The sequence below is a fragment of the Kitasatospora sp. NPDC058190 genome, from assembly GCF_042883685.1.
Taxonomy (GTDB): Bacteria; Actinomycetota; Actinomycetes; order Streptomycetales; family Streptomycetaceae; genus Kitasatospora.
In genome coordinates this window covers 1-2611 of sequence record NZ_JBHVVI010000272.1, presented here as the reverse complement: position 1 = coordinate 2611, position 2611 = coordinate 1, and the positions used below count along the sequence as shown (strand labels likewise).

At 68.4% G+C, this 2611-nt stretch carries 1 protein-coding gene and 1 pseudogene; both read left to right on the top strand.

Annotated features, from left to right (window positions below; genetic code table 11):
* The first annotated feature begins 563 nt into the window (after window positions 1-563).
* A complete protein-coding gene (locus ACFVWU_RS44710) occupies window positions 564-1751 on the top strand; it encodes an alcohol dehydrogenase catalytic domain-containing protein (RefSeq protein WP_387632431.1) in 1188 nt (395 codons plus the stop codon).
* A gap of 603 nt (window positions 1752-2354) precedes the next feature.
* Window positions 2355-2519, top strand: a pseudogene (locus tag ACFVWU_RS44705) (IS256 family transposase); the annotation flags it as partial.
* Between the last annotated feature and the right edge of the window lie 92 nt (window positions 2520-2611).

Genomic DNA, 2611 nt, shown 5'->3' with positions numbered 1-2611 from the left:
GGCCTTCGCCGAGGACTGAGAGCCTGGCCGCCTCCACTGCGGCCAAGACGGCCTGCACCGCCGGGGCCCTCGCGGCCACTGGTGCGCAGCCTCATGCCCGCGCTTCTACCCGCCCGCCGGCCAGCCACCGCGCCGAACTGCCGGCCCCGGCCGGTGTATGGGTGGGTGTTTCCCAGGCAGGCGCGCACCCGAACGGCCCCACCGGGGCTGTGTCGGTGGGGTTGGCTGTGGGCCGCTTGGGTAGCCGCGCGGCATGACGATTCACAACGCCGGTCCAGGACGTCTACAGCGCCTCCAAGTCCTTCCTCCAGTCCTTCGCTCACCGTCACCGCGCCGACACCTGGCACCATCGACCCGGGCCCCCAGGCCTCGGCCAAACTGCCGGTCGGTGACGCGCAGGCGCACCGCAGGATGGCGGCGACAGCTGACGCCCGGCCGCCCGGAGCACCGCATGAACACCCCGAATCCTCACACCGCTTCGGCGACGCCGCCGCCCTGCTGATCCGCTACGGCGCCCAGACAGTACCTACCGATCCCGAACGCGAACAACGAGAGGTGACGTGATGAAGGCCCTGACCTGGCACGGCAAGCGGGACGTGCGCATCGATACGGTCCCGGACCCCGTGCTGACCGATCCGACCGATGTGATCGTGGAGGTGACCTCTACCGGCCTGTGCGGTTCCGACCTGCACCTGTACGAGGTGCTGGGGCCATTCCTGAGCGAGGGCGACATCCTCGGTCACGAACCCATGGGCGTCGTGCGCGACGTCGGCCGCGACGTCACGGCGCTCACGCCAGGAGACCGGGTCGTCGTCCCCTTCAACGTCTCCTGCGGCACCTGCTTCACCTGCAGGCAGGGCCTGCACTCGCAGTGCGAAACCACCCAGGTCCGTGAATACGGCAGCGGCGCCGCCCTGTTCGGCTACACGAAGCTCTACGGCCAGGTCCCGGGAGGACAAGCCGAACTGCTCCGGGTCCCGTTCGGCAACTCCCTGCCGATCAAGGTTCCCCAGGGCCCACCGGACGACCGCTTCGTGTTCCTCTCCGACGTGCTACCCACCGCGTGGCAGGCCGTCCAGTACGCCGACGTCCCCGAGGACGGCAGCCTGGTCGTCCTCGGACTCGGCCCGATCGGCGACATGTCCACGCGGATCGCCGATGATCACCTCGGCGTCGCCAAGGTGATCGGAGTGGACCTGGTGCCCGAACGCCTGGAGCGCGCCCGCTCCCACGGCGTCACCGCGCTCAACCTCGACGACCACGACAAGGACCTCCCCGACGTCATCCGCGAGCTCACCGACGGCCGCGGCCCACACGCGGTGATCGACGCCGTCGGCATGGAAGCGCACGGCTCGCCCGCGGCCACACTCGCCCAACGGATGACCACACTGCTCCCCAGCCGGCTCGCCGCCTCCCTCATGGAGCGTGTCGGCGTCGACTGCATGCACGCGCTCCACCTGGCGATCGACATCGTCCGGCGCGGCGGCACCATCTCCCTGTCCGGCGTCTACGGCGGCATGACCGATCCGCTGCCGCTGCTGACGATGTTCGACAAGCAGATCCAGCTACGGATGGGCCAGGCCAACGTCCGTCGCTGGGTGCCCGACATCCTGCCCCTGCTCCTGGACGGCGATCCGCTCGGCGTCGACGCCTTCGCCACTCACCACCTACCGCTGTCGGAGGCACCGCGCGCCTACGAGATGTTCCAGCAGAAGCAGGACGGGGCAGTGAAGGTGCTCTTCCAGCCCTGATGAGCCCCGAGCCCAGGGCGCGCATCCCCAAAGCCGCGGGCCTTCTATGGGTCTACCGGGTCGTGCCTCGGCCGGAGGCCCAGCTCAGCAAATCGGCTCACACAGTGACCCGCTTTTGATCCGCTGCCCGTGTCCCTCCGTTTCACCCGTCGACGACAGCGCCCTTCGACCAGGGCGCAGCGCACAAAAACCATCCATGTCGTGACTGTGGATTCCTGACTTCGGCTCGCGACGTTGGGGACCCGAGAGTCAGGCCGGTGCTGGCCATGCGGCTGAAACACCACGTCCGCTGCCCTTCTCCGCCCTCGGCACACGGCCACCGTTCACGATACGGGCGACTGCGGCCGCCCTCGGGACGACCCGCAGGCTGCTCCGTCCATGATCCCGGCCAGGCCAAGTCGAGCCTTACTCACCTTCGCCTCCCGCCAGCACTCAGCGCACCGGGATGAACCCACGACGCGGACCGCCTTTGCGCCCCGGGAGCAATGCTCAAGACCTGTGGATCGGTTCCGGGAGGAGCACAGAGGGCGTACCTTCCCGAATGATCCAGTGATGGTCATCGAGTAGACCGACGTTCGCAGCGTCGGTCGGGAAGGCACGCCCGTGCTCACCGTAGTCAATGCCGACGGCTCGACGCGAGACGGCTCCCTGCTGGACGAGATCGTCCGCGAGGGCGCGAGGCGGATGCTGGCCGCCGCACTGGAAGCTGAAGTCAACGCATACATCGCCGAGTTGACCCATGAATGCGATGAGAACGGGCGCCGTCTAGGGCGGGTATTCGGTCGTGATCAACGGGTTCGGGTGAGAGCCTTGATCCAGATCATTGCGCCGCGGAGGTGAAGGCCGGCGAGGTAGCTTTC